This is a genomic window from Streptomyces aurantiacus (assembly GCF_001418335.1).
GTDB lineage: Bacteria > Actinomycetota > Actinomycetes > Streptomycetales > Streptomycetaceae > Streptomyces > Streptomyces aurantiacus.
This window is the reverse complement of record NZ_LIPP01000264.1, coordinates 1-21,070: the sequence shown is the minus strand read 5'-3', so window position 1 is coordinate 21,070 and position 21,070 is coordinate 1. Positions and strand designations below refer to the sequence as shown.

Annotated in this window: 15 protein-coding genes and 3 pseudogenes; 10 read left to right on the top strand and 8 right to left on the bottom strand. The window is 71.2% G+C overall.

Annotated features, from left to right (window positions below):
* The 5 genes and pseudogenes from AOK01_RS30070 to AOK01_RS30055 form a co-directional block, all read left to right on the top strand.
* The coding region (locus AOK01_RS30070) for a DUF4937 domain-containing protein (RefSeq protein ID WP_055517192.1) at window positions 1–579 on the top strand (579 nt) is incomplete at its 5' end.
* A gap of 83 nt (window positions 580–662) precedes the next feature.
* Window positions 663–875, top strand: a pseudogene (locus tag AOK01_RS45465) (phosphoglycerate mutase family protein); the annotation flags it as partial.
* A gap of 2 nt (window positions 876–877) precedes the next feature.
* Window positions 878–1,310 (top strand): histidine phosphatase family protein (locus AOK01_RS30065; RefSeq protein ID WP_245702470.1); only part of this gene is annotated, 433 nt, incomplete at its 5' end.
* A 12-nt stretch (window positions 1,311–1,322) separates the two neighbouring features.
* Window positions 1,323–2,234: an ADP-ribosylglycohydrolase family protein gene (locus AOK01_RS30060; protein WP_055517188.1), complete on the top strand. Its 912-nt coding sequence runs from the start codon at window positions 1,323–1,325 to the stop codon at window positions 2,232–2,234.
* A gap of 224 nt (window positions 2,235–2,458) precedes the next feature.
* Window positions 2,459–4,126: a DUF4153 domain-containing protein gene (locus tag AOK01_RS30055; protein WP_055517186.1), complete on the top strand. Its 1,668-nt coding sequence runs from the start codon at window positions 2,459–2,461 to the stop codon at window positions 4,124–4,126.
* A 149-nt stretch (window positions 4,127–4,275) separates the two neighbouring features.
* Here AOK01_RS30055 and AOK01_RS30050 read toward each other — a convergent pair whose 3' ends face one another.
* Entirely contained in the window at window positions 4,276–5,823 is a 1,548-nt protein-coding gene (locus AOK01_RS30050) for an MFS transporter (protein ID WP_055517184.1), read from the bottom strand.
* A 219-nt stretch (window positions 5,824–6,042) separates the two neighbouring features.
* On the opposite strand from AOK01_RS30050, the gene AOK01_RS30045 reads away from it, so the two are divergent.
* From AOK01_RS30045 to AOK01_RS30035, 3 genes are all read left to right on the top strand, one after another.
* Window positions 6,043–6,666, top strand: a complete 624-nt coding sequence (locus tag AOK01_RS30045; protein WP_055517182.1) for a TetR/AcrR family transcriptional regulator — start codon at window positions 6,043–6,045, stop codon at window positions 6,664–6,666.
* 159 nt (window positions 6,667–6,825) lie between these two features.
* The gene (locus AOK01_RS30040) at window positions 6,826–7,527 is read left to right on the top strand and encodes a ribonuclease HII (protein WP_055517180.1); all 702 of its coding nucleotides are present in this window, start codon (window positions 6,826–6,828) and stop codon (window positions 7,525–7,527) included.
* Window positions 7,528–7,595: 68 nt separating this feature from the next.
* Window positions 7,596–8,225, top strand: coding sequence for a hypothetical protein (locus AOK01_RS30035; RefSeq protein ID WP_079103871.1), 630 nt, complete (start codon window positions 7,596–7,598; stop codon window positions 8,223–8,225).
* A gap of 442 nt (window positions 8,226–8,667) precedes the next feature.
* On the opposite strand, the gene AOK01_RS30030 is transcribed toward AOK01_RS30035, so the two are convergent.
* Window positions 8,668–9,294 carry a hypothetical protein gene (locus AOK01_RS30030; RefSeq protein WP_055517177.1) on the bottom strand — a complete coding sequence of 209 codons (627 nt, stop codon included), beginning with the start codon at window positions 9,292–9,294 and terminating at the stop codon, window positions 8,668–8,670.
* Between the two features lie 383 nt (window positions 9,295–9,677).
* Between AOK01_RS30030 and AOK01_RS30025 the strand changes: the two genes are divergently transcribed.
* A complete protein-coding gene (locus AOK01_RS30025) occupies window positions 9,678–11,837 on the top strand; it encodes a RecQ family ATP-dependent DNA helicase (protein ID WP_055517175.1) in 2,160 nt (719 codons plus the stop codon).
* Between the two features lie 148 nt (window positions 11,838–11,985).
* Here AOK01_RS30025 and AOK01_RS30020 read toward each other — a convergent pair whose 3' ends face one another.
* The 3 genes from AOK01_RS30020 to AOK01_RS30010 all read right to left on the bottom strand — a co-directional run bounded on the left by AOK01_RS30020 (window position 11,986) and on the right by AOK01_RS30010 (window position 16,534).
* Window positions 11,986–12,567, bottom strand: a complete 582-nt coding sequence (locus AOK01_RS30020) for a Dps family protein (protein WP_055517173.1) — start codon at window positions 12,565–12,567, stop codon at window positions 11,986–11,988.
* 313 nt (window positions 12,568–12,880) lie between these two features.
* Window positions 12,881–13,852 (bottom strand): alpha/beta hydrolase, encoded by a 972-nt coding sequence (locus AOK01_RS30015; protein WP_055517172.1) that lies wholly within the window; start codon window positions 13,850–13,852, stop codon window positions 12,881–12,883.
* Between the two features lie 405 nt (window positions 13,853–14,257).
* Entirely contained in the window at window positions 14,258–16,534 is a 2,277-nt protein-coding gene (locus tag AOK01_RS30010; RefSeq protein ID WP_055517170.1) for an ATP-binding protein, read from the bottom strand.
* A gap of 861 nt (window positions 16,535–17,395) precedes the next feature.
* Here AOK01_RS30010 and AOK01_RS30005 point away from each other — a divergent pair.
* The gene (locus tag AOK01_RS30005) at window positions 17,396–18,538 is read left to right on the top strand and encodes an AraC-like ligand-binding domain-containing protein (protein WP_063792887.1); all 1,143 of its coding nucleotides are present in this window, start codon (window positions 17,396–17,398) and stop codon (window positions 18,536–18,538) included.
* Window positions 18,539–18,779: 241 nt separating this feature from the next.
* On the opposite strand, the gene AOK01_RS30000 is transcribed toward AOK01_RS30005, so the two are convergent.
* The 3 genes and pseudogenes from AOK01_RS30000 to AOK01_RS45455 form a co-directional block, all read right to left on the bottom strand.
* Window positions 18,780–19,643 (bottom strand): alpha/beta fold hydrolase, encoded by an 864-nt coding sequence (locus AOK01_RS30000; RefSeq protein ID WP_107099954.1) that lies wholly within the window; start codon window positions 19,641–19,643, stop codon window positions 18,780–18,782.
* Between the two features lie 113 nt (window positions 19,644–19,756).
* Window positions 19,757–20,282: pseudogene (locus AOK01_RS45460) on the bottom strand (alpha/beta hydrolase); the annotation flags it as partial.
* Window positions 20,283–20,284: 2 nt separating this feature from the next.
* Window positions 20,285–20,418: pseudogene (locus AOK01_RS45455) on the bottom strand (alpha/beta hydrolase); the annotation flags it as partial.
* Window positions 20,419–21,070: the final 652 nt, after the last annotated feature.

Here is a 21,070-nt window from a genome sequence, read left to right as displayed (position 1 = left end):
GTGGTCGACCGCCGCGGTTTCGAACGGGGGCAGCGGAAATGGGCGGGACTTCTGGGGGAGCCGGGATTCCGGGGGCGGGGCGGGGGCTGGAGCCGGGGAAGGCCCGGAGTCGCCCACCTCTTCGCCTTCTGGGAGAGCCGTGCCTTCTACGACTCCTTCATGGCGCGCTCCCATGACCGGCTGGCCGCCTCCCAGGCGGGCACCTTCAAGGATCAGCACTCCACTCTGTTCGACTACCGGTTCGACGTGAAGACCGGCTTCGAGCCGCGCTTCACGGAGACCGATCTCGTACGGGTGGCGCACTGCCGTGTGCACGAGGAGCGCGCCGAGCACTTCGCGCTGATGCAGGAGAAGGTCTGGAACCCGGCGATGGCGGGTTCGCCCGGCATGGTCCGGGGCATGTTCGGCGAGGCGCCCGGACATGAGTTCCTGGTCCTGTCGATGTGGCAGTCGGCCGCCGAGCACGGCAAATACCGCGCGGAGCGCGTGGAGCGGCTCTCTCTGCGGGCCCAGATAGAGGCGGATGTCGTGGCGCTCACGGGGGACATCGTCCAGCTGGAACCGGCCTGGACCGTCTGAAGCGGGCCCCGGTTTGTGTGACCTGCGACGTATGAAGCCCGTACGAGTGCTCGATCGGGCGTGACCCGATCTAGGGTTTCGGTATGGCACGTCCACGGCGCATCGTCCTTGTCCGGCACGGCGAGTCGGTGGGCAATGCCGATGACTCCGTCTACGAGCGTGAACCCGACCACGCTCTGGCACTCACGGAGAAGGGGTGGCAGCAGGCGGAGGAGACGGGCAAACGGCTCCGGGAGGTCTTCGGCCGCGAGCAGGTGAGCGTGTACGTCTCCCCGTACCGCCGTACGCACGAGACCNNTCTGGACCCCGGTCTCGTGCGCGTCCGCGAGGAGCCCCGGCTGCGCGAGCAGGACTGGGGAAACTGGCAGGACCGCGACGACGTACGCCTCCAGAAGGCCTATCGCGACGCGTACGGGCACTTCTTCTACCGCTTCGCACAGGGCGAGTCCGGTGCCGATGTGTACGACCGGGTCGGCAACTTCCTGGAGAGCCTGTTCCGGAGCTTCGAGGCACCCGATCACCCGCCCAACGTGCTCCTGGTGACCCACGGTCTGGCCATGCGGCTGTTCTGCATGCGCTGGTTCCACTGGACGGTCGCCGAATTCGAGTCGCTGTCGAACCCGGGGAACGCGGAGATGCGGATGCTGGTCCTCGGGAAGGACGGCAGATACACGATCGACCGTCCTTTCGAGCGCTGGCGTGACCCGGAACCGTACGGAGTCAGCGGTTAGAGTGGCAGAGCGATGACCGTTGACTCCTCTTCCGACGGACGCCTCGTCCGCGCCCTGGCCGCCCTGCGCGGGCTGGCGGTCGGGGACGCGCTGGGCTCGCAGTTCTTCGTACCCGCGAACCATCCGCTTCTCCGGGACCGCGTACTGCCGCCCGGGCCCTGGAAGTGGACCGACGACACGGAAATGGCCGCCTCCGTAGTGGCCACTTTGGCCGCCCACCACCGCATCGACCAGGACGCACTGGCCCGCTCCTTCGCCGAGCGGCACGACGCCGACCGGGGTTACGGACCCGCGGTCGACCGGTTGCTGCGGCAGATCCGGGACGGCGGCGACTGGCGCGAACTGTCCTCGGCCCTCTTCAAGGGACAGGGTTCGTGGGGCAACGGCGCGGCGATGCGGATCGCCCCCCTGGGCGCCTGGTACGCGGACGACCCGGAGCAGGCCACACACCAGGCCGAGATCTCGGCGTACCCCACGCATCAGCACCGCGAGGCGGTGGTCGGCGCCATGGCCGTGGCGGCCGCCGCCGCGCTGGCCGCGGCGCCGGGAGGCCCGCCCACGCCCGACGCGCTGCTCGACGGTGTCATCGCCCTCGTGCCGCGCAGCGCCGTGGGCGCGGGGCTGCGGCGGGCCCGGGACATGCTCGACTACGGGGACACGACCACCGTCGCGGCGGTCCTCGGCTGCGGGCGGCGTACGACCGCGCACGACACGGTGCCGTTCGCCCTCTGGTCGGCGGCGCGGGCCCTCGGCGACTACACAGCGGGCTTCTGGGCGACCGCCGAGGTCGGCGGCGACATCGACACGACCTGCGCCATCGTCGGAGGCGTCGTGGCCGCAGGGCGGACCGGGGCTCCGCCCGCGAAGTGGGTGGAGCGCACCGAGGCGCTGCCGGGGTGGTTGACGCCGGAGCCTGCCCAGTAGAGCTGATGGGGCCGGTAGGCCGGTAGGGCTCGTGGGCGGCTGCCCGTCACTGTCACAGCACTGCCACAGAGGGGTCGGGCCCCGCTGTGTCGACTTTCCCGCGGTTACCCTTTCCGCCACGCCGCTCGTTGATCATCACGGGCCGGCGCCGACGAGTAACCGGTTCCGAGCTTCCCCTCAGCCGTGCGCTGTGTGCTGCCCGGACCGGTCGGGGAGGGGGTCCCGTGTCCGACAAGCCGTCCGAGACCGCGTCGAGAGGTGCGGAAGCGGAGGAGCCGGCCGAGGAGCCGGTCAAGGAGCCGGTCAAGGAGGCAGTCGCGGTCGAGGTACCGGAGGACACTGTTCCTGCGGCACGTTCCTCCCTTGAGGAGGACCCCGGCGACGACGAGGGATGGGACGGGCCCGCCGTCGAGTCCTGGTTCGCGGACATCCACGCGCGGACTCCGGCGCCCGTCCGTACCGCGACCCTCTGGGCCGCGCTGGCCACCGGCCTGCTCAGCATGCTCCTGCTCGGCGAGGGCCTGGCGCTCAACCTCCTGCTGGTGGCGATCCCGGTCACGCTCGGCGCGTACTTCGCGGCCGGGGCGGCGGCCCGACGACCACGCCCCTGGACGCTGGTGTGGGGCGCCGGTGCCCTCGCCCTGCTGATCGTTCCGGCGGTACGGGACGCCGAGTGGCCGTCGTTCCTCGCCGTCGTCGCGGCCGTCGCGGTGGGCTCGCTCGCCCTGCACGGCGGCCGAACCTGGACCGGAATGTTCTTCGGACCGATCGGGCTCTTCACCTCGCTGCTCACCGGTCCGGGCTGGGGCTGGCGCGGAGTGCGCGAGCGGACCGGCGGCGCCCGCGGCAACCTGGGTCCGATCCTGCGGGCGATCGCGGTGGCGGCCGTACTGCTGGTGGTCTTCGGTGCCCTGTTCGCCGGCGCGGACGCGGCCTTCGCGGACCTCCTGGAGAGTCTCGTGCCGGACGCCTCCGTCTCCGGCGGCCCCTGGCACGTCGTCCTGTTCGTGGTCGGCGTGGTCGGCGCTCTCACGGCGGCGTACACGGCCGCGGCGCCCGTTCAGTGGGACCGCGTCGAGGTGCCCCCCGGCCGTGCCCGCGGACGCGTCGAGTGGGCGCTGCCCCTCGTCGTGCTCGTCGCGCTCTTCGCGACCTTCAACGCCGTCCAGCTGGTCGTCCTGTTCGGTGGATACGACGCCGTACTGGAGAAGACCGGACAGACGTACTCCGAGTACGCGCGCCAGGGCTTCTGGCAGCTGCTGCTGGTCACGCTCCTCACTCTCCTCGTCATCGTCTTCGCGCTGCGCTGGGCCCCGCGGGACGGCTCGCGCGACCGGACACTGGTGCGCGCGGTCCTCGGCACCCTCTGTGCCCTCGCCCTCGTCGTGGTGGCCTCGGCGGTGCGGCGTATGGACATGTACGTGGAGGCGTACGGACTGACCCGGCTGAGGATCTCCGTGGTGAGCGTCGAGCTCTGGCTCGGCCTGGTCATCGTGCTCATCATGGCGGCCGGCGTCCTGGGCGCCCGTTGGCTGCCGCGCGTGGTGCTCGCCAGTGCCGCCGCGGGAGTGCTCGCTTTCGGAATCATGTCGCCCGACGGCCTGATCGCCGAGCGCAACGTCCAGCGGTACGAGCAGACGGGCAAGTTCGACCTCGACTACGCGCGCGGGTTGTCCGACGACGCCGTGCCCGCTCTGGACAAACTTGACGAGCCGCTTCGGTCCTGTGCTCTGAAATACACGGCGGAGTACCTGGAGGAGAACGTCAAACCCTGGTACGCCACGAGTTGGGGTGAGGCGCGCGCCCGCCGCATCCTCGACGGCTGGGAGCCGTCGCCCGAGGCGGACTGGCGCATGTGCAGCCGGCTGAGCGACGAGCTGGCGTACCGCTGATGTCGCCGAGGCGGGGCGCGCACCGACCGCGTACACGCTGTCGCGGCTTCCGCTCGACCGCGGCCGGGCCGAACGGGGCCGGGCCGCCGTCCTCCTGAGGACGGCGGCCCGGCCCGGTTGCAGAGCGCGCAGCGCGCGGTGGTGGCCGCTCAGCCGGCGGCGGGCCCCGCCGTGCCCGCCAATGCCTCCAGGTCGCTCTTGCGGACCCGGATCACCACGGTGGCGACGACGAGGGCCAGTACCGCCATCGCGACGGCAGGGATGAAGGCCGTGGAGATGCCCTGGGCGAGTACCTCATGGCTCCAGGGAGCAGGCAGCTGCTGGGTCTTGGCGAACTCCGCCTTCTGTTCGGCCGAGGCGTTGGCCATGAAGTCCGTGACCTGTTTCTTCCCCTCGTCCCGGCTCGCCGTGCCGAAGACCGTGGTCAGGATGGAGAGGCCGAGCGAACCGCCTACCTGCTGCGTGGCGTTGAGCAGACCCGACGCGGCGCCCGCTTCGTGCGCGGCCACTCCGGAGACCGCGGTCAGGGTGAGTGTCACGAAGTTCAGCCCCATGCCGAAGCCGAACACCAGCATCGGACCGAGTACGCCGTTGACGTACGAGCTCCCGGGGTCGATGAACGTCTGCCAGCCGAGCCCGATCACGGCGAGGGCCGACCCGACCACCATGAACGGCTTCGGGCCGAGTACCGGCAGGAGACGCTGCGACAGCCCCGCCCCCACGCCGATCGCGACCGTCACGGGGAGGAAGGCCAGGCCTGCCTCGATCGGCGTGTACTGCAGCACGTTCTGCACGAAGAGGACGATGAAGAAGAACATGCCGAACATCGCCGCGGCCAGGCTCAGCATGATCACGTACGTGCCCGAGCGGTTGCGGTCGGCGAACATGCGCAGGGGTGTGATCGGTTCCTTGGCCCGGGATTCGACCAGCGCGAAGGCCACCAGAAGGACGACCGAGGTGCCGAAGGACCCGATGGTGATGCTGTCCCGCCAGCCCTCCTCCGCGGCCCGGATGAAGCCGTAGACGAGCGTGGCCATACCGATCGTCGACGTCAGCGCGCCCGCGATGTCGAAGCGTCCCGGATGCCGTTCGGACTCGCTGATGTAGAGCGGTGTGACCACGGCTATCAGCACACCGATGGGTACGTTGACGAAGAGCACCCAGCGCCAGTCGAGCCACTCGGTGAGCATGCCGCCCGCCAGCAGACCGATCGCGCCGCCGCCGGCCGAGACCGCTGCGAAGACTCCGAAGGCCCTGTTGCGCTCGGGCCCTTCGGGGAACGTCGTGGTGATCAGTGCCAGCGAGGTGGGGGAGGCGATCGCGCCACCCACCCCCTGGAGGGCGCGGGCCGCCAGCAATTGCCAGGGCTCCTGGGCGAGCCCGCCGAGCAGCGAGGCGGCCGTGAAGAGCAGGATGCCGAACATGAAGACCCGGCGGCGGCCGAGGATGTCACCGGCCCGGCCGCCGAGCAGCAGCAGACCGCCGAACGTGAGTGTGTAGGCGCTGACCACCCAGGTGAGATCCGTGGTGGAGAACTTGAGTGCGCCTTGAATGTGCGGGAGGGCGATGTTCACAATCGTCGCGTCGAGTACCACCATGAGTTGGCAGGCCGCGATGATGGTGAGCGCGATGCCGGGGTGCCCCTCCCGGCGGGCCGCTCCTGGCTTCTGATCCTGAATCAACGGAGAGGTTGTCACAATCGAGTCCCCCACGACATCGAGTCCCCCACGGGTGCGTTAGTGAACGCTCGCGTTCACTGCCGCGTCAAAAGGTAGTGAGTCCCCGACAGTGAACGCAAGCGTTCACTGAAGTCGCTGCCACTTTGCGTCACTTGACCGCTTACGGACCCTCCCCGGTCCGCCTGGCGCGCGCGTGTGAACGCGCGTGCCCCAGTCCGCTCAAACGGAGACAGGCTCATGGTTACTTCGGGTTGGACGGCCGCCCCCGCTCAGGCGGCCGCGCCGCGCAGGCGCGGTGTCGTACTCGAACGCGCGATCCTCGACGCCGCACTGGAACAGCTCAGCACGGTCGGCTGGAACGGCCTCACGATGGAGGGCGTCGCGTCCGGCGCCCAGACCGGCAAGGCCGCGGTCTACCGCCGCTGGCCGTCGAAGGAGGACCTCGTCGCGGACGCGCTCCGCGCGGGGCTGCCGTCGCTCGTGGACGTGCCCGATCTGGGAAGTGTGCGGGAGGACCTGCTGGAGCTGTGCCTGCGGGCGCGCGAGGCGATGTTCTCACGCCCCGGATTCGCGCTGCGCTCAGTGATTCACGAATGCGACTCCGCCCAGGCGCAGCGCTTCCAGGAGGTGATCCTGGAGGGGGTCGTGGAGCCGGCCATCAGACTGCTCGGGGAGGTCTTCGCTCGTGGAATCCGGCGGGGGGAAGTGCGGCCGGAAGCGGCGAACTCCTATGTCCTCGACGCCATTCCGGCCATGATGATGTATCGCTCGAAGATGTGCGGGAGCGAATGGAACGAGCGGGACATCGAGGAGATGATCGACCAGCTCATGGTCCCGCTGCTGCGACCGGAAGGCGCCTGACCGGGTTCGGGGTGCGCCCTGCGGGGACTCCGGGCCGGCCCCGTGCGGACTCCGGGCCGGTCCGGGGTGGACTCCGGGCCGACGTGGCCGGGGGCTTCCGGGGCGCTCGGGGGAACCGGGTGTCGCGTGGGGTTCCGGGCGGCGTAGGCTGACTACGCCATGCCGTACGAACCACCCACCCACACCGTCGAGCGCTCCCTGCGCGCCACGACCGGAGCGAAGGTCATTGCCGGTGTCGACGAGGTGGGGCGCGGCGCTTGGGCCGGCCCCGTCACCGTCTGCGCGGCGGTCACCGGCCTGCGCCGCCCGCCCGAAGGTCTCACCGACTCCAAGCTCCTCACCGTCAAGCGACGCACAGCCCTCGCCGCGATACTGGCGGAGTGGGTGACGTCGTACGCCCTCGGGCACGCCTCTCCGGAGGAGATCGACGAGATGGGGATGACGGCCGCGCAGCGGCTGGCCGCCTGCCGTGCCCTCGAAGCGCTGCCGGTGCGTCCCGACGCGATCATTCTCGACGGGAAGCACGACTACCTCGGCACTCCGTGGCGGGTCCGCACGGTGATCAAGGGCGACCAGTCCTGCGTCGCCGTCGCGGCGGCTTCGGTGATCGCGAAGGTCCGGCGCGACAAAATGATGGCCGAACTGGGTGTCGACCATGCAGACTTCGGTTTTGCGGCCAACGCCGGGTATCCGTCACCGGTGCACAAGGCCGCGCTGGAGATGCGGGGCCCCACCCCGTACCACCGGCTGTCGTGGGCGTATCTTGATGCGTTGCCCCAGTGGCGGCACCTCAAGAAGGTCCGCAGTTGGGCGGACGGAAGCGTTCCGGAGATCGAGGGGCAACTCGGCTTCGACTTCTGACGGTCCCGTTCGCACTCATGTGCCACCCGCTGACGCGAGTCGCACCGGTGTTTGATAAAAATCAGCTCATGCCTCTCATTCCCGAGGAGCCTCAGATTCACGAGAGTGCCCAGGGTCCCCGCGTCAGTCCGGCCACCGGCCGGACCACGCCGACCCCCCGTCCCGTACCCGGCCCCCGTCCCGCGGCTCCGCCGCGTCCAGGCCGCCCGGGTCCTGTCCGGCCGATGCCGCCTGTGCAACGCACGCCGCGCGACCCGGCCGTGGCCAAGCCGGAGCCGTCCGCTCCGGCGGCCCCCGCCGCAGCCTCGACTCCGCAGATCCAGCTGGTCCTGGCCTCGGCCGAGGGCGCGCTGGACGCCGCCGAGGAAGCGGTCGACCTGCTCCTTGACTCGGGCAGGGCCCCCGGTGAGGTGCTGGTGATCACCACCGGCGAACCGCATCCGTGGGCCGCGCACGAGCTCTCCTTCGGCGAGGCCGCGTACTGGGCCCAGCACGACGCGGGAGACGACGTGTTCTACGCCGACGCCTCCGCTGTCGGTCGTGCCGCGTCCCGGCCCGTGGTCGTGGTCGCCGTCAACGGCGGGCCCGACGCGACTGCCGCCACCGCGCTGCCGCTGGCTCTCGGCCGAGCCGGTGCCCTGCTGATCGTCTGCGGGGACCCGCAGATGATCAACTCGGTGCTGGGCGCGGGAGTCTAGGGACCCCCGCTCTTCTGGGGGTCTCACGCTCTCCTGAGGGTCTCCCGACCGGGCTGCCATCGCGGTGGCAGCTGCTCGGAGCAAGCACGGAGGACGGTTCGACGTGTGCCGGTACGGGGGATGTGCCGGCACACGGCGGACCGTCCTCGTGGTATGCGGACGCGAGCCCGAGCGGAACATGGCCGTGCGGCTGTGGCGTTCGGCGGTCGATGGTGCCCCTTCGGGTGCGTCGCCGACGCGTCCGGTCCGGTCGTCCCAGGACTTGACCTGAGTCGGCCGGCCCGACCGCCCGCGTTGCCGCCTGGACGCCCTCGGCTCGGCTCTCATGGACGTCCGAGAGCCGGGGCGGTCCGAGAGCCGGGGCGGTGGCCTCCGGGACTGGGCCTGCCCTGCCGCACGCGGCGACCCGTGCCCGTGTCGACGACCGGAGCCGGCCGTCGGCTCAGCGGGCGGCCGCGCGGCGCAGGACCTCCGAGGCGGCGCCACCGGTGCGCGGCTGGACGGCCTCCGCCGTCCCGGACGACTCCAGCGACTCCGGCGGCGAGTCCGCGCTGGGCCGGCGTCCGCCGCGCCCCTCACCGAGCACCTGCCAGCCGTCCCGGGTCAGCGTGATGTACGCCCCGCAGCGCAGGCCGTGCAGCGTGCAGGCGTCCCGCAGCCCCCACATCCACGCCCCGTCCTCCTCCGTCCAACGCGCGTCGCCGTCGCGGCAGTAGATCAGCACGGCCGTACGCACCGGTGTGCGGCGTCGCAGGTCGTGCGGGATGATCCGGCGCAGCTGCGCGAGCAGCGCGTTGCGGAACATCCAGCCGTCCGCCGGAGCCGGCCGTCTGGTGAAGGAGGCGCTCGCGTTCAGCCGCTCGTCGGGATCGAGCACTGCCACGATCGCGGTCGTGGGTGCGGGCCGATGCCGGGAGTGCAGTCCGCTGACGACCTCCCGGGGACTACGCAGAAGCGGAATCCCCGCGGCGGCCCACTCGGCGGGCTCAAGTATCCGGGTCAGTGGATTGGTGGAATCGGCGGACGTCGACATCGACGCCGCCGAGGACGGAGCGAATCCGAAGGTCACGGTCCTCCCTTCGGCTACGCGCCCACACTGCGGGCGGGGGTCGGACTGGGGGAGCGCGCCGCAGTACAGCCCGAACGGGCGGCCTCGGGAGGCCACGCGGGGCGCGAGGCCAATTCTTCCTGCCGAACTTGGTTGCGGCAACGAGCAATTGGGGCTGCCGACCCTTATGTGGTGGTCCGCCGCTTATATCCCTGCCCGGTGTCCACCACAGCACCGCAAGGATCACCCTCGCACGGCGAGGACCAGCGGCAACACCCCCTGTGCGCCGGCTTGCCGAAGCATGCGCGCGGCCCCCTCGTCGTCCAGCGGTCGCACTCTTCGTAAACCCTCTGACACGGTCGGCGGATTCGCTGATTGTCAGTGCCATCGGGTTGCATGGGGACATGGACAACCTGGAGCTCCGTGCTGAAGCCGATGCCATCCTCGCCGAGCTCGTCGGTGCCCCGGGGAGTTCGGCGCGGTTGCGGGAGGATCAGTGGCAGGCGGTGGCGGCCCTGGTGGAGGAGCGCCGACGCGCACTGGTGGTGCAGCGGACCGGCTGGGGCAAGTCGGCGGTGTACTTCGTCGCCACGGCTCTGCTGCGGCGGCGCGGCGCAGGACCGACGGTGATCATCTCGCCGTTGCTGGCGTTGATGCGTAACCAGGTCGAGGCGGCGGCACGGGCCGGTATCCAGGCGCGCACCATCAACTCGGCCAATCCGGAGGAGTGGGACGCCATCTACGGAGAGGTGGAGCGTGGTGAGACCGACGTTCTCCTCGTGAGTCCGGAGCGGCTCAATTCCGTGGATTTTCGCGACCAGGTGCTGCCCAGGCTGGCGGCCACGACCGGTCTGCTCGTGGTCGACGAGGCGCACTGCATCTCTGACTGGGGCCATGATTTCCGGCCCGACTACCGCCGGCTGCGCACGATGCTGGCGGAGCTGCCGCAGGGCGTGCCGGTACTGGCCACCACCGCGACCGCGAACGCGCGGGTGACCGCGGATGTGGCCGAGCAACTGGGCACGGGCGGTGGGGACGCACTGGTTCTGCGGGGGCCACTGGACCGGGAGAGCCTGCGGCTGGGCGTGCTGGAGTTGCCGGATGCGGCGCACCGGCTGGCGTGGCTGGGGGAGCGGCTGGGGGAGCTGCCGGGTTCGGGGATCATCTACACGCTGACGGTGGCGGCGGCGGAGGAGGTCGCGGCGTTTCTGCGGCAGCGCGGGTATCCGGTGGCTTCCTATACGGGGAAGACGGAGAACGCCGACCGGTTGCAGGCGGAGGAGGATCTGCTGGCGAACCGGGTGAAGGCGCTGGTGGCGACCTCGGCGCTGGGGATGGGTTTCGACAAGCCGGACCTGGGGTTCGTGGTGCACATGGGGTCGCCTTCGTCCCCGATCGCGTACTACCAGCAGGTGGGGCGCGCGGGGCGTGGTGTGGATCATGCGGATGTGCTGCTGCTGCCGGGCCGGGAGGACGAGGCGATCTGGGCGTATTTCGCTTCGGTGGGCTTCCCGCCGGAGGAGCAGGTCCGGCGCACTCTGGCGGTACTGGAGGACGCGGGCCGTCCGCTGTCGCTGCCGGCACTGGAGCCGTTGGTGGATCTTCGGCGTTCGCGCCTGGAGACGATGCTGAAGGTGCTGGACGTGGACGGTGCGGTCAAGCGCGTGAAGGGCGGCTGGACCGCCACCGGGCAGCCGTGGGCGTACGACGCGGAGCGGTACGCCTGGGTCGCGAAGCAGCGGGCGGCGGAGCAGCAGGCCATGCGGGACTACGTGGCGAGCACCGGGTGCCGGATGGAGTTCCTGCAGCGGCAGCTCGATGACGAGAAGGCCGCCCCGTGCGGTCGCTGCGACAACTGTGCCGGACCCTGGCTGGCGGCGGCGGTCTCTCCCACGGCTCTCTCGGCGGCGACAGGCGAGTTGGACCGGCCGGGGGCCGAGGTCGAGCCCCGCAAGATGTGGCCGACCGGCCTCGCTGCGGTCGGCATGGACCTGAAGGGCCGTATCCCTGCGGGGCAGCAGGCGGTCACGGGGCGTGCGCTGGGCAGGCTGTCGGACATCGGCTGGGGCAACCGGCTGCGGCCGATCCTGGCGGCGCAGGCGCCGGACGGGCCGGTTCCGGATGACGTGCTGAACGCCGTCGTGACGGTGCTGGCCGACTGGGCCCGCTCGCCGGGCGGCTGGGCCGGCGGCGCCCCCGACGCGGTGGCGCGGCCGGTGGGGATCGTCGCCATGCCGTCCCGCACCCGCCCGCGGCTCGTCGCCTCCTTGGCTGAGGGCGTGGCCAGGGTGGGCAGGCTCCCGCTGCTGGGCAGCCTGGCCTACACCCCGCACGCCGACGAGCATGCCGGGCACCGCAGCAACTCCGCCCAGCGACTGCGTGTCCTGGCCGACTCGTTCGCCGTGCCCGCCGACCTGGCCGCCGCCCTGGCTGCCGCCCCCGGCCCGGTCCTGCTCGTCGACGACTACACCGACTCCGGCTGGACCCTGGCCGTAGGCGCACGCCTCCTGCGCCGGGCCGGAGCTGATCAAGTGCTCCCACTCGTTCTCGCGTTGGCCGGATAGACGGATAGACGGATAGACGGATGGACGGACCGGCGACCGGGTGACCGTCCTGCGCCTCGCCGTCCGCGGTGCCGCACCGCACGAGTCGGCGGATCGTCGGCCGCCGGCCGCCGGCCGCCGGCCGCCGTCGTTCGACCGGAAGGATTGCTCAGCTGCGGACCAGGGGCGTGTCGACCAGGTGCTCAGCCAGGAACCACGCCTGGAGCTCCCCGGTCCTGATCACCTGGGAGACCAGCAGGTCGTTGGTCCCGTCGTCGCCGAGCCCGGCGGCCCGTGCGGCGGCGTCGTGCGCCGCCACGAGGATGTTCTCGTGGGCTTCCAGCAGTCGCGAGAGCATCGCCGGGACCTCCTCCACCCCGTCCGGGGGCCGGGGGATCGACGTGATCTCCGCGACGTGCCGGGGGTCGCCCACCGCTACGCCGCCCAGTGTCTGGACGCGCTCCGCAAGGGCGTCCACGATGTCCAGCTGTTCCCCGGCGTGCTTGTCCAGCACCAGGTGCAGTTGGTAGAAGGTGGCGCCCCGCATCAGCCAGTGGTGCTTCTTGTACAGGCCGTGCAGGATCTGGGTGTCCGCCAGCAGCTGGTTGAGGCGCTGGCAGGAGTACATGCGGGCTTCGTAGGACAGACCGATCGGGAACTGCTTCACCGTCCCGAACTCCTGAATGACCTGGCCCTTCTGGTGCAGCCGGGGCTGGCTGCCGCCCGGGGCTGGGGAGTGAGTGGTCGTCATATGCGCCTCCTGGAATGCACGGTGATGTACGGGACCCGATGGACGTTAGGCGTCCGGAGGGGAGCCGCATTGACCGGCAGCGCATGCGGTGATGCCTGCACGCGCACACCGCCGAGTTTCGGCCGCGAGTTTCGGCCGCGGGGGGTCGGCAGATCGGCCCACGCACGCCGAAGCCGTGCGTACGAACCCGGTCGGGGTGCGTACACACGGCTCGGTATGGCCCGGTGGCCGGTCAGCCGGCCCTCCTGTGCGTCAGCCCGTCGGGCGTACCGCGGCGCGGATCACGTGGACGAGGCCGCCCGTGTTCGCCGGGTCAGCGAGTGGCGAGGGCGGTACGGAGGGTGTGGACGGCCAGGTCGATGGCCGCCTGCGCCCCGTGCGTCTCGCGCAGGGCGTTGAGCATCACGAAGTCGTGGATGACGCCCTGGAAACGTACGGCGGTCACCGGGACGCCCGCCGTACGCAGCTTGGCCGCGTACGCCTCGCCCTCGTCGCGCAGGACGTCGGCCTCGCCGGTGATGACGAGGGCCGGGGGCAGGCCGGTGAGCTGCTCGACGGTGGCGCGCAGCGGTGAGGCGGTGATCTGCGCCCGCTCGCTCTCGTCGGTCGTGTACTGGTCCCAGAACCACTGCATGCCGTCACGGCGCAGGAAGTAGCCGGTGGCGAACTGGTGGTAGGAGCCGGTGTCGAACGCGGCGTCGGTGACCGGGTAGAACAGCACCTGCTGCACCAGCGGGAGGTCGCCCCGCTCCTTGGCCATCAAGGTCAGCGCGGCGCTCATGTTGCCGCCGACCGAGTCGCCCGCCACGGCCAGCCGGCCGCCGTCCAGTTGCTTGGACGCGCCCTGCTCGACGATCCACCGGGCGACCGCGTAGTTCTGCTCGATGGCCACCGGGTAACGGGCCTCGGGGGAGAGGTCGTACTCCGGGAAGACCACGGCGGCGCCCGCACCGACGGCGAGCTCGCGCACCAGCCGGTCATGGGTGTGGGCGTTGCCGAACACCCAGCCCGCACCGTGGATGTAGAGGATCACCGGCAGCGGTCCCTCGGCACCGGCGGGCCGGACGAGCCGCACGCGGACGCTGCCCGTGGGGCCGCCGGAGACAGTGATCCACTCCTCGTCCACCGCCGGCTTGTCGATCTCGCCGGACTGGACCTCGTCGACGGCCTTGCGGCCCTCGGCGGGCGCCAGGTCGAACAGGTACGGAGGGTTCGCGGTCGCCTCGGCGAACGCGGCTGCCGCCGGCTCAAGTACCGGTACCACGGGTTCCACGGCGTCGGCCATGTGTATCTCCTGGGTATTTCGAGGGAGTGGCTTTTCGGGGAGTGACTCTGCCGCCGGATCCTCCTCCGGCGGGTGTACGGGACGGCTGTGTCGAGCCCGCTCGGTCCCGGTTTTCACCCTAGGGCGGGCGACGGAGGCAAGTTGTCCTTCGGCGCACCGGCTCTGACCTGGCAGCGCACGGGTGCCGACGGGGCGCCTCAGCCGGTCGCGGCCGGCATCCGCAGGTCGTCCCAGGACCGCTTCGTGCGCGGAGAGAACCACCCGCGCGCACGATGAGAACAGAACCGGACGCACGACACGGCTAGCGTGGACGACGTCGCGACCGATCCCGCCTCCTCCGGCCTCCCACCCGCACGGGGCCGGCGGGTGTGGTGGGCGTGATGGGTGTGATGGGTGGGCGACGGCTCACGCGTCGCGGAGCCCGTCGAGCCGTTCGCGTGCCTCCGTGACGGCCCGCGGGTCGGCGTCGGCACCCAGGGTCAGCACTCGGGCGTAGACGTCCTGGGCCTCCGCCGATCGCCCGGCATCGAGCAGCACGCCGCCCAGGTCGATCAGCCGACGGCTCTCCAGCGAGGTGTTGCCCGTGTCGTGACACATGCGGACTGCCGTCCACAGATGGACGAGCGCGTCGTCCCACTGCTTCAACTGGGCATACGCCACTCCCATGTTGCAGTGCAGTTCGAACCGGGTGATGTCGGCGATGTGCGGGTTGACGCGGTCCCCCGCCTGCCACAGGAAGGCGTGGGTGCGCCGGTAGGACACCAGGGCCTCCTCGGACCTCCCCTGGGCCATCAGACTCAGGGCGTGGTTGTGCATGCACTGGAGGCTGCCGTGCATGTCCCCTGCGGCTTCGAAGAGTTCGGCGGCCCTGACGATGTCCTTGCCGGACGTCACGTGGTCTCCGATCTTGCGCAAGGCCCACGCGCGGTACTGGTGCGCCCAGGCCTCCTGCAGCAGGTCGCCCGCTCGCCGCGCGGCGGCGAGGGCCTGACCGGCACGGGCGACGCTGTCGTGGAGCCGCCCTTCGCACACGAGAAGCGCCCACGCGTGGTAGTTGAGCTGAGTTGCTTCGAGCAGGGAATCCCCCAGCGCGTGCGCGGACTCGGCGGCCGTGCCGAAGACCTCCGGCCAGTGCACCCAGGAGATCCACTGGTCGGAGAACCAGTGCAGCGCCTCGGCCACCTCCACCACCGTGGCGTGCTCACCGGCCGCGGCGGCCGTACGCAGCGCCGCGAGCCAGTTGACGCCCTCCGTCTTCAGCCACCGGCGGGCGAGGTCGGCCGAAGACAGATCGACCGGTCCCCGCCAGTCCACCGGGGGAGCTCCGTGGCCGGGCTCGAACCAGCGGCCGGCCACGATCGTGGTCTCCAGCAGCCAGTCGTCCAGAGCTGCCGCCGCCCGGCCGACGGCCTCGGCACTCTCGTCGGCCACGAGGCGGGTACGCGCGAACAGGCACAGCAGGTCGTGCAGCCGGTAGCGTTCCCCGTCCGAGCCCAGCAACCCCGCCTCGACCAGCTCTTCCAGGGTGTCCTCGGCGTCGAACAACTCCTGCCCGGTCAACCGGGCGGCCGCGGCGACCCCGGCGTCCGGGCCCGCGATCAGCGAGAGGCGCCGGAACATCCGGGCGGCCGTGGGGGTGAGCTGACGGTAGGAGAGGTCGAAGGCGGCGGAGACACCTATGTCTCCGGTGGACAGCGCGTCCAGTCGGCGGTCCTCCAGCGCCAGACGGTCGGCGAGCCTGCGCACGGACCAGCCCGTGCGGGTGGCCAGCCAGTTGCCCGCCACCCGCAGCGCCAGCGGCAGGTGTCCGCAGAGCCGGGCCACCTCCGCGAGCGACGCCGGGTCCGCCGCCGCCCGTTCGGCTCCGACCAGGCCGGCCAGGAAGGCCGCGGCCTCCGTCGGCGTCAGCTCGCCCAACGGGAGCCACTGCACGCTCTCCAGGCCCGTGAGCATGCGCCGACTGGTCACCACCACCATTCCCGCGCCGGCGCCCGGCAGCAGCGGGCGCACCTGTCCTTCGTCGCGGGCGTTGTCCAGCACGAGCAGGCAGCGTCGTTCGGCCAGCAGATGCCGGTACAACCCGGGGTGCCCCTGCGGCCCCGCCTTCGCCAGGTCGCGGTCCGCCACCTGGAGAGCCTTGAGGACGGTGAGCATCAGCTCGGCCGGCCCCGGCGGCTCGTCGTCCATGCCTCGCAGGTCGACCACCAACTGCCCGTCGGGGAATCGGCCTGCCAGCTCCCGCGCCGCATGCAGAGCGAGGGCGGTCTTTCCCGTTCCGGGCGGCCCGGAGACCGCCACGGCCACCTGGCCCGCGTCCTTCGCGGTGCCGAGCCGGGCCACGGCCGACTCCGCGAGTTCGGTGAGGGACGCCATTTCCCGGGTCCGGCCCACGAAGTCGACGATGCCGCGCGGGAGGGCCCGTACCCCGGCAGGGCTGTAAGCCGTGGTGCGCCCGGCTCTGGCGACTGCCAGGAGCCGCTCCCGCTGGGCCTCGTCCAGCCCCAGTCCGTCCGCGAGCGCCGCGACGGTCCGCCGCTGGGGCGCGGCCCGCCGCCCACGCTCAAGATCTCCGATGCCCCGGACGCTGACCCCCGACGCCTCGGCGAGCCCCTCCAGGGTCAGTGAAGCGGCAACCCGCAGCGCGCGCAGCGCGGCTCCGAACGCTTCGTCATCACCGGTCACTCCGTGTTCCCCGTCCCGTTTCCGTTCCCCGTGCTCCCGTCGCTCCCCTTGAGCACGGTGACCAGAAGTCTAGACAGCGCAGGTCAGCAGGTCAGCAGGTCAGCAGGTCAGCAGGCCGGGAGGTCGGGAGGTCGGGAGGTCACAGCCGGGCCGGGCGTCTTTGCGCGCGCGTCCGGAGTCCCGGCACCTGTCTGTCACTGTCGGCGGCGCGGGCCGGCCACGGTGCCGTGCCGGGAGGTGGCGTCGAGCAGTGCGCTGTGGGAAACGGTCCGGTGCGCTGACCGGAAAGCCCGTGGCGCGGACCGGCATAGCGTGGCGTCGCAGCAGCCCGCGGGCAACTCCCGCGCGGAACACTCGCCGTGGTCGAGCTTGACCAACTGGGAGGGGCCGCCGCACTGGGTGCCGTGAACATGAATCCGGCGCGCGCGGTCGGCCCGGCCCTGGCAGGAGCTCTGGCGGCGGCGGCCGGAGCGGGCTGGGGCCGGCGCGGGCCGGCTACGTCCCCCGAGGTGACGCACCCCTTCGGCGCGTCCGCCGTCTCCTGGTCACCGTCACCGTCACCGCCAACCAGGAGACGGCGAAAACGGCGGAACCATAGGTCGGCCCTGGCCTCTGTGCCGCATTTCTGCCTGCTTTCTGCCTGGAGGGCCGGACGCCGGACTGCTTGGCTGGTCGCAGCGGAGAACCGGACGGCAGCGTCGCCGCCCGGGCCCGTCGCGAGGAACACCTTCCGCGACGGGACATCCGCACTCGCCCGGGTACGGCCGTCGCCTCTTCGAGGTGCCGGGCATCCGCCAGGTCCGTGCGGGCACGGGGTGTCCGAGGCCTCCGCCGGTGTTGCACGGATGAGAGGAGAGCCGGATGAGTCCGGTCCTGACGACCGCTTCGGTGCCCGACGAACACAGACTCACCTACTGGCGCCAGGCGGTGGAACAGGCACTGGTGCCTGTGAGCATCACCCTGCGCGGCCGGCACCCTTTCGAAGGGCGCATTGTCACCCACCGCGTGGGAGTCCTGCGGGTCACAGCCGTCGAGGCCGACGCGTACCGCGTGCGCCGGACGGCGGCTCACATCACGCGCTCACCGGAGCCGCTCGTGGCCATCGCCCTGCAGATGTCCGGTACGACGGTGCTCGCCCAGGACGGCCGACAGGTCGTGGCCAACCCCGGTGACCTTTTCGTCTGGGACACGACACGCCCGTACTCCCTGGACTTTCCCGAGCGTTTCTCCACCCGCGTCGTCCATATGCCGCGCCACATGCTGGTGCTGCCGGACGAGGATCTTCGCGGCGTCACCGGAACCGTGTTCAACACGGACCAGGGATGTGCCGCGGTCCTGATGCCGTTGCTCGCCACGGTCGTCGCATCGGCGCACGCGTTCTCCCCGGCTGCCGCGAGTGGTCTGGCGAACGGTCTGACCGACGTGTTCGCCGCGCTGGTCGCCGAACGCACGGAGGACACGGCGACGGAGGCCGGGAACACCCGGAATCACCTGGTGCAACGCGTCCGTGACCACATCGACGAGAACCTGGCCGATCCAGCCCTGTCACCGGAATCCGTCGCGAAGGCGAACCACATATCGGTGCGCTATCTGCACCGGCTCTTCGAGGGCGAAGGCGTCACCGTCAGCCGGCTCATCCAGCGGCGCAGGTTGGAGGAGTGCGCACGTGAACTGACCCGCGGCAGCCGGACGGCGCCCACCGTCTCGTCCATCGCCCAGCGCTGGGGATTCGTCAACCCCACCCACTTCAGCCGCGTCTTCCGGGGGGCCTATGGCCTTCCGCCCCGAGAATGGCGCACCATGCGGCTGGCGACCGGGGACACCGACGCCCGGCCCGCGCGTACCGTCCTCATACGCCCTCCTCGACTCCTTGAGCCGCCCGCACAGCCGACCTCCGCCGGCCGCCCGCCGGGCCGGTCTCACGGGTACGGCAGCGGCCTGCGGCCACTCGCGGCACTCGACTCCACCGCCATCGGTACGGATGTGACCCAGCTCCACACCTGACCCGTGCCGACGGACGTGCGCTCTTCCACGGAGAACACCGCCCTTCGCCTCGGCGCGGCCCGGAGCCCGAGCGGCCCGCGCCGCCCCCTCCGCCGTTCGGCCGACAGGGGGCGGCGCTGCCGACTCATGGGAGGCGGCACGGCCGCGTGTGTCTCACCTGTGGACTCACCCGGCCGCGCGCACCCGGTCGCCGTGCCGCCGTGCCGCCGTGCCGCTGTGTCCGACGTGGTCCGCCGGACGGTCAGTGAGCGGACCGAACGGCGTGCGCCGCCCGGAGGATGAGCTCGCTCACCGCGTGCGGATCACTCACCGCGGCGGCGTGGGGTGCGTGGACGCTGACCGTGTGGGCCTTGGCGCGGGCGGCCATCCACCGCTGCGCCGCCGGCGGAATGTTCCGGTCCTCGGTGGCGATCAGATACCAGCTCGGCAGCTTCTTCCACGCGGCGGTGGTGGCCCGCTCCTGGAGTGCGGCAACGGCGATCGGCCGCTGTCCCACGGCCATCGTCCGCGCGGTGGTGACGGGGACACCGGCCGCGAACTGCTGACGGAACAGGTCCTGACGGATGACGAGTTCCTCACCCTGTCCGCCACCGGACAGCGGGTAGTGCTGCGTGGTCGTGGCCCGTTCCAGGGTGCTGCCCGGGTACTTGCCGGTCAGCGACAGCGCGCTCTCACCCACCTCCGGGACGAAGGCGGCCACGTAGACCAGCGCCTTGACCTGCGAGGCACCCTCGGCGGCGTGGCTGATGACGGACCCGCCGTAGGAGTGGCCGACCAGCACGACAGGCCCTTCGATGCTGTCCAGGACACTGCGTACGTAGGCGGCATCGGTGGCCAATCCGCGCAGCGGGACCGGCGGGGCCACGACGCGATGGCCCTGACGCAGGAGCTTCCCGACGACGGCGCTCCAGCTGGAGGCGTCGGCGAAAGCGCCGTGGACCAGCACGATGGTGGGCAGCGGGCCCCTGCCCTTGCTCTTGCCCTGGTCCGCGGGAGCGGGTCGCGCTGCTCCCGAAGCCGAGTGGGCGATGCCGGCGGTCCCCAGGGCCGCGGCCCCGGCGAGCATCGACACGGTCACACTGCGGCGTGAAAACGATGAGTTCATGATCGGCTTTCTGCGCGATACGGTCCTCCGCCGCTTCGCACGCGCCCTCCCCGGCACGGCCCGCGAGCCGTGCTCCGGAGATCGTGCGAGCGGCGTGAGGACCGGTCGGGGAACTACTTGACGGTGGACTTGACGGCTTCTTCGATGAAGGCGACGACCTTCTTGGGGTGGGCCAGCATGACCAGGTGCGAGGAGTCGACCTCGATGGTGGTCATGCCGGCGCGCTGGTAGCCGAAGCGCTCGACGTCGGGGTTGATGGTGTGGTCGGAGGAGGACACCAGGCCGAAGGACGGCTTGGTCTTCCAGGCGGCGGCCGGGGCGGCGTCGGCGAAGGCCTGGGCCGCGAGGGGGCGCTGGGAGACCGCGAGTACGGCCGCGACCTCGGGGTCGACGTCGGCGGCGAAGATGGCGGGGAACTTCTCGACGTCCACCGACACATCGGTGCCCGGGGTGTCCGATCCCTCGATGGGGAACGGCGTGTAGACGAGGGCCGCGGCGAGGTCGGAGTCGGGGAAACGGCCCTGCAGTTCGCCGAGGCTCTCGCCTTCTTCGAGGGCGTAGCCGGACAGGTAGACCAGCGCCTTCACGTTCTCCTCCACGCCCGCGACCGTGATCACGGCGCCGCCGTAGGAGTGGCCGNNCTGCGGTTGGGGACCGCGGGAGCGACGACCTTCAGGCCGCGATTGAGCAGGGCGGGGATGACGCTGCTGTAGCTGGAGGCGTCGGCGAACGCACCGTGCACCAGCACGACGGTCGGGGTCTCGGAGCGGGACATGGCGGGGCTCGTTTCTCTGGTGTGGTGTGGTGAAAAGTGCGACTTTGCGCCGGTGGTACGTGGGCAAACCTAGGGGGTATTCGCCGGTGCCGCTTTGCTCTCTGTGCCCGGCCGTGGTCCGTGAGCGCACTGGTCCGGACGGGGCCGTGGGGACAAGGGAGGGGACCGCGTTGCCGTGGGCGGCCGGTGCTCCGAACCATGGGCGCCGGACAGGCGTCGGACCGGCGTCGGACCGGCGCTGGACCGGCGCTGGCCCAGCCGGTTGAGGTGCCGAAGCCCCTCGACAGCCCCTCGTCCCGGTGGGACAGGGGGGACGGCCTCAGCTGTGCCGGCCAGCCCTTCGTTGCTCATGGCCCCATGCAACCCGGTGGGTCGGACATCGCGCGCATGACCCCGCCCTCCTGTGGACAAGTCCTGACGTGGTCATGGTCGTGGTTATCCACAGGGCAAAGCGGAATTCCGGATTTCGCGGGATGGTCGCGGCATGACGAACCACAGCGAACCGGCCGAGAACCTCGGCGACGGTGACATCAGCGGTTGCGACGAGATCGTCGGTCAGGACGGACAAGCGAGCTGGGACGGACAAGAAGGCTGGGACGGGCAAGGCGAATGGGACGGGCAGGGTGAATGGGACGGAGGAGCCGAGGGGGGC